Below are 14,249 nucleotides of genomic sequence, written 5' to 3' on the forward strand. Positions count from 1 at the left end.
AAACACCCCTTATCCCAAATACTAAACTAAACTTTAAAACAAAAAAACTTCTCCAATATACAAGGGAGAAGTTTGTTTTTATTTCTAAACGTAAACTGAATTATAGAGCAGCTACGTGTTTTGCTAATTGAGACTTTAAGTTAGCTGCTTTATTCTTATGAATAACATTATTTTTAGCTAACTTATCAAGCATTGAAACAACTGTAGGAAACAAAGTCTCTGCCTCTTTCTTATCAGCTTCACGTAACTTTTTTATAGCATTACGTGTAGTTTTATGCTGATATCTGTTTCTAAGACGTTTTGTCTCACTATTTCTAATTCTCTTTAATGCTGACTTATGATTTGCCATCTCTCTTCTATTAAATTTCTTTACTATAAAATTCGTAGCCCGTAGGGGAATCGAACCCCTCTTACCAGGATGAAAACCTGGCGTCCTAGCCGATAGACGAACGGGCCATTTTCCTTTTTCAAGGATTGCAAATTTATAGCTTTCACTCTAAATTCACAATTAATTTCAATATTTGTAGCCCGTAGGGGAATCGAACCCCTCTTACCAGGATGAAAACCTGGCGTCCTAGCCGATAGACGAACGGGCCTAGTTGTTTGCCTAATTGCGGATGCAAAAATACAACTATTTTTTAATGGCGCAAGTGTTATTTTATTTTTTTCTTCAACCTTAATATGCTTTAGCAAATAACACCCTAATTTTAGACGGTTTACCGGTATAAACACAACTACCATTTTCTTCTTTAGCATCAAAAGGAATACAGCGTATAGTGGCCTTTGTAAGCTCTTTTATTTTATTTTCGGTCTCAGCAGTACCATCCCAATGAGCAGAAATAAAACCTCCTTTATTTTCTAAAATTTCTTTAAATTCATCAAAAGAATCCACTTCTGTAATATGATTATCTCGATACTGTGTCGCTTTTTGATGTAAATCTTCTTGAATTTCTTTTAACAACGCTTCTATAGTATCCACAACATTATCCTTAGCAACAAACTGCTTTGTTAACGTATCTCTACGCGCTAGTTCTACGGTTCCTTTCTCAAGATCTTTTGGTCCAATTGCTATTCGTAATGGAACTCCTTGCAATTCATATTGAGCAAATTTAGCTCCAGGTCTATGAGTATCTCTATTATCAAACTTTACAGAAACTCCTTTTGATCTAAGGTCAGTAACAATTTCATTAGCAACTACAGAAATTTGCTCTAATTGCTCTTCTCCTTTATAAATAGGCACAATCACCACTTGTATAGGAGCTAAATTTGGAGGTAAAACCAAACCATTATCATCACTATGAGTCATTATTAACGCCCCCATCAATCTAGTAGAAACTCCCCAGGACGTAGCCCAAACATGATCTTGTTTTCCTTCTTTTGATGTAAATTTTACGTCAAAAGCTTTAGCAAAATTCTGACCTAGAAAATGCGAAGTTCCCGCCTGAAGCGCTTTTCCATCTTGCATTAATGCTTCTATACAATAGGTATCTTCTGCACCAGCAAAACGTTCACTTTCAGTTTTTCTTCCTTTAATTACAGGAATAGCCATGAAGTTTTCTACAAAATCAGCATACACATTATTCATTTGCTCTGTCTCCGCAATAGCTTCACTTCTAGTTTCGTGCGCCGTATGCCCTTCTTGCCATAAGAATTCGGCAGTACGTAAAAATAAACGCGTTCTCATCTCCCACCTTACTACATTAGCCCACTGATTAACTAAAATAGGCAAATCTCTATAAGATTGTATCCAACCTTTATAAGTATTCCATATAATTGCTTCAGAAGTTGGTCGTACAATTAGTTCTTCTTCTAGTTTAGCTTTAGGATCTACAATTAACTTAGAAGTATCATCTGGATCCGTTTTTAATCGATAATGAGTAACTACTGCACATTCTTTTGCAAAACCTTCAGCATTCTTTTCTTCTGCTTCAAACAAACTTTTAGGCACAAAAAGAGGAAAATATGCATTTTGATGCCCTGTTTCCTTAAATTTTTTATCCAATTCGGCCTGCATTTTTTCCCAGATAGCATACCCATACGGTTTAATAACCATACATCCTCTTACAGCTGAATTCTCAGCTAAATCAGCCTTTACGACTAATTCATTATACCATTTTGAATAATCTTCACTACGCTTTGTTAGATTCTTGCTCATAAACTGCTATTTGGCACAAATATTGTGGCTTTGTTAAATAAAAAATAGTTAGCGCAAAACTAACTAAATTTGTAATGTTCAACAATAAAATAAGGAGATATGCGATCTAAAAATTATTTTCAAAGAAATAAAGCTGTTGGTTTTATCCTAGCAGCTTGCCTAGTTATGTTGACATCTTGCGGAACATATGATTATGTGTCTTATGACGATGGTATCTATGGAGAGGCAGGAAGCCAAAGATATACAGAAACCAAACCAAAAGACACGAATAAAAAATCAAACTATTATTCGAGTTATTTTTCAGAAAAATCTGCTCAAGTTGACAACATATTAGAACAAGATAACGCGGTCTTCACAGATATTGACTCTTATTCTAGTGAAAATTATGATCCTGCTGATTCTACAGCTACCGCCTTAAATTACGAAGTTGGACAACCTGCTTGGGGTAGTGATTATGATGAAGTAAGCATCAATGTATATAACAATGGCTGGAATAGGCCATTCTGGGGAGCAGGTTTTGGATATGGTCCATATGGATATTATAACCCATACTGGTATGGTGGTGGATATGGATGGGGAATTGGTTTTGGAAATCCTTTTTGGTACGGAGGAGGCTATGGAGGTTTTTATGGCGGATTCGGTGGATTCTTTTGCCCTCCTTTTTATGGCTATGGCTATGGTTATGGATATCACCCTTACTATAGAGGAAATAGATTCATCGCATACAATAGAGGATATAGAAACTCATACGCATACGCTTCAAGAAGTCGCGGATCATACGCTAACAACTACAATCGATCAAGAAGCACATATAGTCGATCAAGAAGTACTGTTAACAATAGATCCAGAAGTACTTATAATAATAGAAGACGTGTATCTGCAGATAATGCCCGAAGAACAAGAACATCCCGTTATTCTACAGGAAACAATACATATAACCGTTCTCGATCTTCTTCTATTAACAGAAACAGAACTGGTACATCAAGATCTCGATCTTATAATAGCGGAACTCGATCCAGAAGTAGTTCTGGTAACAGAACCTATTCTTCAGGATCAAGAAGTCGAAGTAGCTCTGGATACAGAGGTGGTAGTTCTACAAGAAGTAGAGGAAGTTCTAGATCAGGAGGAAGCAGATCCAGAGGAAGTCGCGGAAGAGGATAAATCCACGAAATCTTATTCAGAAAACAATTTATAGTCAATTATGAAAAAATTATTTTTATTCATAGCAGTCATTTCTGTGTCAATTTTAAATGCTCAGGACATCACAGATGCCGTGCGATATTCTCAGCAAGAAATTATGGGAACCGCACGTTATAGAGCAATGAGTGGGGCTTTTGGAGCACTAGGAGGAGATCTATCTGCTATACAAATAAATCCTGCAGGTTCTGCCGTTTTTTTAAGATCCTCTGCATCAATCACTATTTCATCCTCAGGGCTTACTAATGATGTAAGTTATCAGAATGGATTTAATAGTGAAACATCTAATAATCTTAACTTTAATCAACTTGGAGCGATTTTCATATATAATGATTATAGTGATAGCGAATCCTCTGGTATCAATAAAATATCTTTTGGATTAGCATATGATCAAACAGCAGATTATAAAAATGATTTTTTCGCTTTTGGAAGAGCAAACAATTCTATAAGTAGTTTCTTCCTAGAAGAAGCTCAAGGATTACCGCTTGATTTAATTGCAAGAAGAGATGGAGAAACCATAGAAAGCTTATACGCTTTCCTTGGAGAAAACGAAGGATTTAGTGCGCAACAAGCATTCCTGGGATACGAAGGGTTCATTTTTGATGCAGTTGATCCAGATGACCCTAACAACACTGCTTACACCTCAAATGTAGCTCCTGGGTTTTTTGATCAGGAATATTTATACGAAAGCACAGGGCTTAATGGTAAATTTACATTAAATGCTGGCGCACAGATAAATAAAGATTTTTACTTCGGGATTAACCTTAACTCTCATTTTATAAATTATGATAGGTTCACAGAGTTTTATGAATCAAACAATAATGCCGGAAGTAATATTAACGAAATAACTTTTGGTAATAGATTATCAACAACTGGAGCTGGCTTCTCTGCGCAAATAGGAGGTATTACCAAAGTATCTGATATTTTAAGACTTGGTGCTTCTTTTGAGTCTCCGACCTGGTATTATATCACTGAAGAAACTACTCAAGCTTTAAGAACAGTAAGTGACACAGACGGAACAGCAATTATTGCTCCTAATGTAGTTAATGTATTTCCTGAATATAGATTAAGAACTCCATCTATTGCAACAGGAAGCGCTGCCATTCTTTTTGGAAAAAAGGGATTGATTAGTATTGATTATTCATATAAAGATTACACCTCAACCAGTTTTAGCTCGGATGAAGGAGTTAATTTCTCTGCTCAAAACAGAGATATCGATCAAAACTTAACAAGCACTTCTACAATTAGAATCGGAGGTGAACTAAGAAATGAGAATTGGAGTTTTAGAGGAGGTTACGTTATGGAAGAAAGTCCTTATAAGAATGAACTTATCCTTGGAGACAAAACTGGTTGGTCATTTGGGATTGGATACAATTTTGGACAAACAAAATTTGATGTCGCATATAGCTACTCCGAACAAGAAAGCATCCAGCCATTCTTTCAAGGGTCTGGGTTTACCAATTTTGCACTTCTTGACAATCAAACAGAAAATATTACGTTTACACTCAGTATGAATCTATAAGAACAAAAAAAAGCCTGGTCAATTGACCAGGCTTTTTTTATTATCGTATCAAAGAGAAATTTGCCGTAAAGACTCTTCTGGTCATTTGCGGATCTGTAGGTTCATTAAATTCTACTCTAAACCAATAATCTGCTGATGGCATAGGGTTTCCGTTATATGTACCATCCCAACCTGGACCTCCTGCTGTTATCTGCTTCAATAATTTACCGTATCTATCAAAAATATAAATCAAAGCCGTTGGCTGATCTTCTATATTAATAAGACTCCAGGTATCATGAAAACCATCTCCGTTAGGAGTGAAATACTTAGGATAATCCAATAACATTATAACCTCAGATTGAACTTCTGGTTGACATCCAAATCTATTTCTTGCAGTGATCACATGATCACCTGGCGGAACATTTTCAAATATCGGAGAATCTTGAAATGTACCATTATTCAAAGTATACTCTATATCAGAAGCCTCTCCATATACAAGATCCGGAATAGCAGTAATCGTATATGTACCCGAAAATGAAGGTTCTGCCACCTCATATCCAACCTGGGTTGGAGCAGCTGTCGGCCTTAATGTTATCGAATATGGCTCTAGCGTTTCTGGATTTGTAGAATTGCTACAATCAACTCCTAATCCAGATGAGTTTATTCTCGTTATCGTTAAATTAAAAACCTGTTCGCCAGTCAATTGATTCACCACATAAACAGGATCTTCATTACCATCGTTATCAAGATCCGCGTTATCAGGAGTCCAATCATATATATAGATTTGGCCGTCTACCGCTCCAAGATCTTCTCCTAAGGTTGTAGGGTTTTGCACGGTACCATCAGGAAATACACAAACCGCTCTAACCCCAGAAAAAGCCTCGCTATCAGCTAGAACTGGCAAAGGCTCAACAATTAAATCAAAACTAGTTGGAGTGCTCATTTCACACCTGGTCATTGGATCTATAACTACAGAAATTATAGTTTGAGGATTACTGGAATTCTGAAAAGCTGTTTCATCAGAATCTGGGATAGGATTGTTTTGATCAAAATCCTGCTGACTTGCATAGTACACAACTTGCACTCCCGGAGGATTGTTAACTACAGAAATATTAATATCATTTAAAGTTAAATCAAAAACAGCTACATTTTGATCTGCAATAGATGTCGCACATTCTGTTAAATCCGGAACATTAGAATTTACTTCTGGTATTTGATTTACAGAAATAGTTATCTGTGCTATATTATCTACATTGAAACATCCTGTAGGGTTTGAAGATTGATTATTCTGAACCCTTACAAACAAAACAGTACCATCAGTTACAAGTCCCATATCTGGTATTGGGTTTGCTCCGGAAATAGCTTCTGCTTCAGAATTATGATAGGTAACAATAAAATCCCCTATATTCAAAGGTTCGTCGGTTGCTAATAGATTAACCAGTTGCCCAGAATTATTTGTTAAATCCAACAACATATCTACAAATGACAAAGTGCCCTGATTAGGAGTGGCATCTATAGCTTCACAAATACTATAATTATAATTAGTTTCGGATAGATTAGGAGCCGGATCAATAATCAATTCGAATGAAGTTGTAGTAAAACAAGTAGTTAAGTCGTTATTTTCTATTCTGGCAAAAATCTGTGAAGCCACGGTTGTGAAAACATCAGGAATTGGATTTGTTGCATTATCAGCTTCTGATTGACTTAAATAATATGTAATTGTAAACTGCGCAGGATCTTGAGTCCCTAATATTAAGGAAGTATTGTTTGTGAAATCAAACTCAGCAGAATCAGAACTCAATTCACATAGTGTGATATCTTGTGGTGCATTTTCGATTGCAGGAATCGTATTGAATGTTATAACAATTTCATCAGTTTCTGTATTACCAGCTGCATCTTCAACTAATAATCGATAACGTCCTGAAGCAACTACGGTGTATATAGGGTTCGTTTCGCCTGCAATCACATCAAAAACCATAGTAGTTTCATTAAACACAGACCATTCATATCGAATTGCTTCTTCTGTAGTTCCATCCAGATCTACAGATCCAGAACCACAAATATCCTGATTAGGCCCTAAAGTAGCATCAAGTATAGAACAATCTGTAGATCCTGCTCCACTTTCTTGTTGAAAACTAATATAACCTGCTTGTTGAGAAAAATTCGTGATCAACACCAAATAGAACTCTCCTGCAATAGCATTAGGTATCGTCATAAACTCATTAAAAGAAGGGCTATAACTACAATCTATTGTATTTCCTGCAGTTAACTCTGATGTACAAGGGCTCACAGGATCTGTAAAAGGTCCATAACATATAAAATCTACATCCAATTGTGCTCCTGTTCCATCTTCATTTGCTGTTTGAACAATATTAAATCGCAATTGTCCTCCTTCATCAATCTGAAGATAATACCAGGCCGGAAAAGGCTGCGTAGTTAAACACCCATAATTTGGTCCTGATTCTGAACTGTTAGTACAATCTGAATTAGAAGAATTACAATTAGGAAACACTATCCCTGTGCTACTACAGAAGGGATCAGCTCCATTATCTCCCACAGAATCAGCACACACTGATCCTTGAGCAGAAAGTAATTGTACACAAAGGAAAAAAAATAAGGATACTACAAATTTAGGCCTCAAAGAGAACACCCCAAACTTAGGTACATACATAGAAATTGTCAATTTGTAAAAATTAAGGAGATTCTTATATAGAAAAAACAGTTTACCCCTGAAAAACCCTACAAATTACGGTAATAAAAATGAAAAAATAAGCAACCTTTAAGACAAAATTAAACTATCTAATTAATGAAAAGTTCCCCGCAAAAACTCTCCGTCTCATATTAGGGTCTCTAGGCTCGTTAAACTCTACCCTAAACCAATAATCATTAGAAGGCATTAGACTACCATTATATGTACCATCCCAACCAGGGCCTCCTGGTCTAATTTGTTTAAGAAGCTTACCATATCGATCAAAAATGTAGATCAATGCTGTAGGCTGATCTTCTATATTAATAAGACTCCAGGTATCGTGAAAACCATCTCCATTAGGTGTAAAATATTTAGGGTACCCAAGTATCATAATAATATCAGAATCTACTTCACTAGCAGGACAATTAGCATATCTAGCCGTGATACGATAATCACCTGGCGGCACATCGCTAAACACCGGCGATGATTGAAAAGGTCTATAAGCTATAAACCCATTTCCCAAATCTATATCTAATCGGTATTCAAAATCATCAAAACCAGCAGCTTCAGCTTCTGGAGTAGCAACCACCTCTGCAGTAATTGTGTAACTTCCTGCAAAAGATTCTTCAGCAATACTATATCCTACACTAACAACTGCATCAGAAACATCAAGAACCACTAGTTCATCAGGAGAATCGGGGACTTCAATACCGTTAACATCAAAACCACTTAATCTGTAAATCCCTTCAGAATTAACTTCTAAAAAAGGCACTGCTCCCTCAGGATCCGGGATATCTACATAATTGGTTGTTCCCAAATCTGCTCTTGCCCACCTAAAAGATACCGCATTAGGAATATCTGGTGGACTTCCAGGAAACCTTCCTTCAATTGTTATAGGAAACTCTCCACAAGTAGCTATATCAGGACCCACTCCAGGTTCTAAAACTGTACAATCGGTAGTACCAGCATTTTCTTCTTCCAGGTTAGTCTGTTGTAATTGAATTACACCTGCTTGATCAGCAAAATTGGTAATTAGAATAATATAATATTCTCCTGTTTGCCCATTAGGAATGGTTAATGTCTCTATAGATTCTCTTGCATAACTACAATCTATAATATTTGTATTGTCTAAATCTTCTATATAATAATCTGGGTTATCAATATTGTTCTCACATTCTGCAGGGCGCAAATTATCCCCATCTCCATCATTATCACAACCTCTAGCTAATATATCGCAGACGATAAAAGAAGTAGGAAAAGGGCCCCAAGCTATAAAATCGACATCTAACTGAGTTTCGCCACTATCCAATGTATTATCACCATCAGCATCTACCCATTGTTGTATATCAAAAATCAGTTCTCCGCTCTCATCAATTCTTAAAAAATACCAAGCGGGATTAGGTGTTGTATTTAAACACCCTACTTCTCCTAATCCATCAAAATCGCCTACACGATTAGGAAATGTTAATTCTAAAGAAGCGTCAGAACAAAAAGGTTGTGAGTTCCTACATGCTACATCAAAATCCTGAGAATATATAATGGATTGAATAAAAAGAAAACAAATTAACGGTAATAAGGTTTGAGGTATTGACTTTATCATGGCTGAATAACGTTAAAAATTACATTTTTCGTGTGTCAGCAGGCTTAAATAAGTGAGTAAATATACATAACTTATCTAAGAATCACGAAACTTTTATATTATCTATAATTAGTTAACATAGCTTTTACTAAGTAAAACCACAAAATTGTATCTTTGCACCCATAATTATAGTATAGTGATATACAAATCGCTATGAAAAGGAAAATGAAAAGAATTGGTTAGAATAGGAATACTTGATAAATCTACTATTTTAACTCTACTAAATTAAAACGTGTGAAGATAGATAAAGCCCTTGAAGTTATAGAAGCACTTGGCGATAATCATATATCAACTAGTGCCGTAACTCCCCTGAGAGACGATGCCTTTAAACTTAGTGATAAAGAAAAAATTGCACTCATCAAAGAAGATGTAAAGCATATTATGGAGACCTTAGGACTAGATCTTAATGATGATAGTTTAAAAGGAACTCCTCAACGTGTAGCTAAAATGTTTGTTAATGAGATTTTTTCAGGTCTCCATCCAGAAAGAAAACCAGACGCCTCGACTTTCAAAAATCTTTACAAATATGATGAGATGTTAGTTGAGAAAAATATAACTGTATACTCTACTTGCGAGCATCATTTATTACCAATCGTTGGTCGTGCACATGTAGCTTATATCTCTAATGGTACAGTTGTAGGTTTATCCAAAATGAATCGTATTGTAGATTATTACGCAAAACGTCCTCAAGTTCAAGAACGAATGACCATACAAATCGTGGAACATCTTCAGGTAGTACTTGGCACAAAAGATGTTGCCTGTATAATAGATGCTAAACATCTTTGTGTAAATTCCAGAGGAATTCGGGATATCGAAAGTAGTACAGTAACTAGCGAATTTGGTGGCAAATTTAAAGATGAAACTGTACGAAGAGAACTCTTAGACTATATCAAACTAGACACTACTTTTTAATAAATATCAATCTTAAACATTTAGCATTAATCCAATTATGGCTACAAATCCATTGTACAAAACTCAGGAATTAAAACTTTATAATTCTATTTCAGGGCAGAAAGAAACATTTAAACCTATTATTGAAGGTAATATCGGAATGTATGTTTGCGGTCCTACAGTTTATAGTAATGTACATTTAGGAAATTGTCGAACTTTTATTTCTTTTGATTTAGTATTTAGATATCTGAAACATCTTGGATTCAAAGTCAGGTATGTAAGAAATATAACGGATGCCGGACATTTAGAAAATGATGCTGAGGAAGGAGAAGATAAAGTAGCAAAAAAAGCTAGATTAGAACAATTAGAACCTATGGAAATTGTACAGCGTTATACGCTGGATTTTCATAATATATTAGCTAAATTTAATAACATCCCTCCTAGCATTGAACCAACTGCTACAGGACATATAGTAGAACAGATAGAAATTATAAAAACTATTATTGATAACGGTTTTGCCTATGTTGCTAATGGTTCTGTATATTTTGATGTTAAGAAGTTCAATGAAAAAAATCATTATGGTAAACTAAGTGGTCGTAATATTGAAGATTTGATCGCTAATACTCGAGAATTAGCTGCTCAAAGTGACAAGAAAAATCCACAGGATTTTGCACTTTGGAAAAAAGCAGAACCGCAACATATCATGAGATGGCCCTCTCCTTGGAGTGATGGTTTTCCTGGTTGGCATCTTGAATGTACTGTAATGAGCACTAAATATCTTGGAGAACAATTTGACATTCATGGAGGTGGAATGGATTTAAAATTCCCGCATCACGAATGTGAAATTGCCCAGGGAGAAGCAGCTTGTGGAAAAACACCTGTAAATTACTGGATGCACGCTAATATGCTTACTCTTAATGGAAAGAAGATGTCAAAATCTACAGGAAATATTATTTCTCCTGCAGAAATATTTAGTGGTGATACTGACAAATTAAGTAAAGCCTTTGCTCCATCCGTAGCTCGTTTCTTTATGTTACAAGCACATTATAGAAGTATTTTGGATTTTTCTAATGATGCCTTGGAAGCTTCAGAAAAAGGGTTTTACAGATTAATGGATGCTATCCAAGCCATTCCTAATTTAAACACCTCTAAAACAACCGAAGGGTTTGATGTCGAAACTTGGAAAAAAGAATGTTATGATGCTATGAATGATGACTTTAATAGCCCTATTCTTATCGCCAAACTATTTGATGCCGTTAAGTTTATCAATACTGTTAAAGAGCAAAAAGCTAGTATTTCTGATACAGATCTTGATAACCTTAGTCAAACTATGAATTCTTTTGTATTTGATGTTTTAGGATTAGTAAATATCAATGAAGCTTCTTCTGATATTAGTGATAAACTTTCTGGAGCCGTTGAACTATTGATCAATCTTAGAGCAGAAGCCAGAGCAAATAAAGATTTTGCCACAAGTGATAAGATTAGAGATGAATTACTTGAGATTGGTATCCAACTTAAAGATGGACGAGAAGGCACTAGTTTTTCTTTGAACTAATTATTTTGGCATCTAAAATATCCATAAAAAAGATTTTTATTGCTCCTTTTATAGGGTTAGTACGATTGTATCAAAATTTGATATCTCCGTTAACCCCTGCCACCTGTAGGTATCATCCGACTTGTTCTCAATATACTGTTGAGGCCTTGCAAAAGCACGGTTTACTAAAAGGAGGATGGATGGCTATAAAACGTATTTTTAGTTGTCATCCTTGGGGAGGTAGCGGGTATGATCCGGTACCTGATAAAAAAATGAATGATTAACACGTATATTAGGGAGGCAAAAGAAGAGTTAACTAAATCAAATACAGTGTTTACTCATTAATAGTATTTTAATAATTCATACTTCTTTTAAATACCTATATTTACTTTCGAAAAATATATACTGCATGATACCACTTAAAATTGTTTGGAATCCGGTTGAAGGAATCGATTTAGGTTTTTTTACAATTCGTTTCTATAGTTTAATGTTTGTTATTGCCTTCTCGTTAGGATGGTATTTGATGAAAAAAATCTACATCCGGGAGAACATTTCTATGGAAAAACTGGATTCAATTTTCATCTATGCGGTTGTCGCTACACTAATAGGAGCACGTTTAGGACATGTTTTCTTTTATGACTGGGATTATTACAGAAACAATCTTTTAGAAATCATATTACCTTTTAGATTCAAACCAGAATTTGAATTTATTGGCTTTCAAGGATTAGCAAGTCACGGAGCTGCCATAGGTATTATAATAGCTATGTATTATTATTCTAAAAATGTTGTAAAAAAACATATTTTATGGGTACTGGATCGTGTTGTAATTCCCGTAGCTTTTGGTGGAATATTTGTTAGACTAGGAAACTTTTTTAACTCTGAAATTATTGGTGAGAAATCTGGCGATTTTCCTTTGGGAGTAAAATTTGTTAGAGATGGGCTTAGCAAAGCAGAAGTAGTAAAAGAGACTGGTATTAAAAAAATCAATGACGCGTATACTGCAGTAGTTGAAAATCCAGATTTCGCTAATTTATTAGAAACCGTTCCTTACAGACATCCTGCTCAATTATATGAAGCATTTGGATATATTTTTGTAGCGATTATTCTTTGGTTTATTTACTGGAAAACAAGTAAGCGAAATAACAGAGGGTTTATCTTCGGGACATACCTTGTTTTATTGTGGACCGTTAGATTCTTTGTTGAATATGTCAAGAAAAGTCAAGGTGGTTTTGAAGACTCTCTAGGCGATCAATTATCTACTGGTCAGTGGCTAAGCATCCCTTTTATCCTGGCAGGCATATACTTTATGATACGTTCTGGAAAGAAAACGGAAGCTTAAAAATTAAAAAAACATCATAAAAAAAGCCAATCTTAATTAAGATTGGCTTTTTTTATATTAAATAACTCTTGTTAAAATATCTCGTTGGATTCTTTTAATTTTTCTGTATTTGCTACTAATTGTAGCTCATCTACTATTTTTTGTATATCACCATCGATAATATTACCTAGATCATACAATGTAAGGTTAATACGATGATCGGTTACACGTCCTTGAGGATAGTTATAGGTTCTGATCTTTGCAGATCGATCTCCTGAGGATACCATACTTTTACGTTTTTCTGAATCAGCGGCTTGTTTTTTTGCCAACTCCATTTCGTATAAACGAGAACGTAAAACCTTTAAAGCCTTCTCCAGGTTTTTATGTGATGATTTCTGATCCTGACAACTAACAATCATTCCTGTAGGTTCGTGATGTAATTTAATCGCAGAATAGGTAGTATTTACCGACTGTCCTCCTGGACCTGTAGAGGTAGTTCTTTCTATCCTTACTTCTTGCATATCAAGTTCTATATCAAACTCTTCTGCTTCTGGCAATACCATTACTGTAGCTGCACTGGTGTGTACACGGCCCTGTGTTTCAGTTTGTGGGACACGTTGTACACGATGTACTCCTGCTTCGAATTTTAAAACACCATATACATCTTCTCCATTAACTTCAAAGATAATCTCTTTATATCCTCCACTAGTTCCTTCATTAAGATCTACTACACTTGTACTCCAACCTCGACCTTCACAATATTTGGTATACATACGAAACAGATCTCCTGCAAAAATACTAGCTTCATCTCCTCCCGTTCCGGCACGAATTTCGACTACGCAGTTTTTAGCATCCTCTGGATCTTTGGGAACTAGCATAAAGCGTATTTTCTCTTCTAATCCCGGCAATTCTTCTTTAGCTTCTTCTAACTGCATTTTAGCCATTTCTACCATTTCTGCATCACTTCCATCAGCAATGATTTCTTCGGCTTCTTTTAGATTATCTGTAATCTCAATATATCGATCCCGCTCATCCATAAGAGCTTTAAGATCTTTATATTCTTTATTTAACTTAATATATCTTTTTTGGTCAGCAATGATATCTGGTTGAATGATTAGATCACTCACCTCATCAAATCGTTGCTTAACAATATTTAATTTATCAATCATAGTAATTTATTCCTATTCTGTAGAAGATACAAAAGTAAGGTTTTTAACTGTAAAATAATACCTACAACTTAGATCGTTATTAATATTCATATCCTACAGAAGATCTCATTAGGGTTTCTGAAGAGGTTTATAAGAAAGACAAAATATTTTTCTAAA

The 14,249-nt window shown here is 35.2% G+C and carries 11 protein-coding genes and 2 tRNA genes; 6 read left to right on the plus strand and 7 right to left on the minus strand.

Annotation, left to right across the window (positions count from 1 at the left end; genetic code table 11):
• Positions 1 to 100: 100 nt before the first annotated feature.
• From rpsT to proS, 4 genes are all read right to left on the minus strand, one after another.
• Complete coding sequence (gene rpsT, locus U0D62_RS01485) at positions 101 to 349, minus strand: 30S ribosomal protein S20 (protein ID WP_201921740.1); 249 nt, start codon at positions 347 to 349, stop codon at positions 101 to 103.
• Between the two features lie 35 nt (positions 350 to 384).
• Positions 385 to 456, minus strand: a tRNA-Glu gene (locus U0D62_RS01490).
• Between the two features lie 68 nt (positions 457 to 524).
• Positions 525 to 596 (minus strand) — tRNA-Glu (locus tag U0D62_RS01495).
• A gap of 80 nt (positions 597 to 676) precedes the next feature.
• Positions 677 to 2,155, minus strand: a complete 1,479-nt coding sequence (proS, locus tag U0D62_RS01500; protein ID WP_322193441.1) for a proline--tRNA ligase — start codon at positions 2,153 to 2,155, stop codon at positions 677 to 679.
• Positions 2,156 to 2,254: 99 nt separating this feature from the next.
• Between proS and U0D62_RS01505 the strand changes: the two genes are divergently transcribed.
• Together U0D62_RS01505 and U0D62_RS01510 are read left to right on the plus strand one after the other, a co-directional pair.
• Positions 2,255 to 3,316, plus strand: a complete 1,062-nt coding sequence (locus U0D62_RS01505) for a hypothetical protein (RefSeq protein WP_322193442.1) — start codon at positions 2,255 to 2,257, stop codon at positions 3,314 to 3,316.
• A 40-nt stretch (positions 3,317 to 3,356) separates the two neighbouring features.
• Complete coding sequence (locus U0D62_RS01510) at positions 3,357 to 4,874, plus strand: OmpP1/FadL family transporter (RefSeq protein ID WP_322193443.1); 1,518 nt, start codon at positions 3,357 to 3,359, stop codon at positions 4,872 to 4,874.
• A 40-nt stretch (positions 4,875 to 4,914) separates the two neighbouring features.
• On the opposite strand, the gene U0D62_RS01515 is transcribed toward U0D62_RS01510, so the two are convergent.
• Positions 4,915 to 7,524: a T9SS type B sorting domain-containing protein gene (locus U0D62_RS01515; RefSeq protein WP_322193445.1), complete on the minus strand. Its 2,610-nt coding sequence runs from the start codon at positions 7,522 to 7,524 to the stop codon at positions 4,915 to 4,917.
• A 124-nt stretch (positions 7,525 to 7,648) separates the two neighbouring features.
• The gene (locus U0D62_RS01520) at positions 7,649 to 9,142 is read right to left on the minus strand and encodes a T9SS type B sorting domain-containing protein (RefSeq protein ID WP_322193447.1); all 1,494 of its coding nucleotides are present in this window, start codon (positions 9,140 to 9,142) and stop codon (positions 7,649 to 7,651) included.
• A gap of 273 nt (positions 9,143 to 9,415) precedes the next feature.
• Here U0D62_RS01520 and folE point away from each other — a divergent pair, with 273 nt between their 5' ends.
• The 4 genes from folE (at position 9,416) to lgt (ending at position 12,945) form a co-directional block, all read left to right on the plus strand.
• Positions 9,416 to 10,093: a GTP cyclohydrolase I FolE gene (gene folE, locus U0D62_RS01525; protein ID WP_322193448.1), complete on the plus strand. Its 678-nt coding sequence runs from the start codon at positions 9,416 to 9,418 to the stop codon at positions 10,091 to 10,093.
• Positions 10,094 to 10,130: 37 nt separating this feature from the next.
• Complete coding sequence (gene cysS, locus U0D62_RS01530; protein ID WP_322193449.1) at positions 10,131 to 11,627, plus strand: cysteine--tRNA ligase; 1,497 nt, start codon at positions 10,131 to 10,133, stop codon at positions 11,625 to 11,627.
• Positions 11,628 to 11,650: 23 nt separating this feature from the next.
• Positions 11,651 to 11,890, plus strand: a complete 240-nt coding sequence (gene yidD / locus U0D62_RS01535) for a membrane protein insertion efficiency factor YidD (protein WP_322194841.1) — start codon at positions 11,651 to 11,653, stop codon at positions 11,888 to 11,890.
• Positions 11,891 to 12,015: 125 nt separating this feature from the next.
• A complete protein-coding gene (lgt, locus tag U0D62_RS01540; RefSeq protein WP_322193450.1) occupies positions 12,016 to 12,945 on the plus strand; it encodes a prolipoprotein diacylglyceryl transferase in 930 nt (309 codons plus the stop codon).
• Positions 12,946 to 13,016: 71 nt separating this feature from the next.
• On the opposite strand, the gene prfA is transcribed toward lgt, so the two are convergent.
• Positions 13,017 to 14,093: a peptide chain release factor 1 gene (gene prfA / locus U0D62_RS01545; protein ID WP_322193451.1), complete on the minus strand. Its 1,077-nt coding sequence runs from the start codon at positions 14,091 to 14,093 to the stop codon at positions 13,017 to 13,019.
• Positions 14,094 to 14,249 lie beyond the last annotated feature (156 nt).

Origin of the sequence: Aquimarina callyspongiae, from assembly GCF_034322225.1 — a bacterium.
Classification (GTDB): domain Bacteria; phylum Bacteroidota; class Bacteroidia; order Flavobacteriales; family Flavobacteriaceae; genus Aquimarina.